The organism is Wolbachia endosymbiont of Tuta absoluta (assembly GCF_059414725.1).
The window spans coordinates 1-582 of sequence record NZ_JBNRJY010000008.1; the positions used below are offsets into that span (position 1 = coordinate 1).

The 582-nt window shown below is 50.9% G+C and carries 1 rRNA gene; it reads right to left on the bottom strand.

The annotated features are described in order from the left end of the window. A 23S ribosomal RNA gene (locus tag ACJ5GX_RS00010) occupies nucleotides 1–582 on the bottom strand; the annotation flags it as partial.

The window sequence follows — 582 nt, forward strand, 5'->3', positions numbered from 1 at the left end:
ACGACCGTACAGCTTTTGGATACAAAGGAATCTTAGTAAAAACAAGTGCCAGACGTGGGCTTACGCTGCTGCTCTTAGCTGGGTTCTTTGTAGCAACTTGGGGAAGTAGTGCAATATTACCTTCGGGCTTTATTCCAACGGACGATCGATCACAAGGTTTCGCGTCTACCTCATCTGACTATGCGCCCTATTAAGACTCGCTTTCGCTTCGGCTGCGTCCCTGAAGGACTTAACCTTGCCAGACAAGAGTAACTCGTAGGCTCATTATGCAAAAGGCACGCTGTCACAGGACCTGCCTGCTCCAACCGCTTGTAAGCACACGGTTTCAGGTTCTTTTCACTCCCCTGTTCGGGGTTCTTTTCACCTTTCCCTCACGGTACTGGTTCACTATCGGTCTCTCAGGAGTATTTAGCCTTACCAGATGGTGCTGGTGGATTCCCACAGGATTTCTCCGGTCCCGCGGTACTCAGGATACCACTATGTCAACATTCTTTACCTGTACGGGGCTCTCACCCTTGTCGCGCAGTTTCCCACCTGCTTCCAGTTCATAGCGCTGTACAATGTCGTGGTCCTACAACCCCG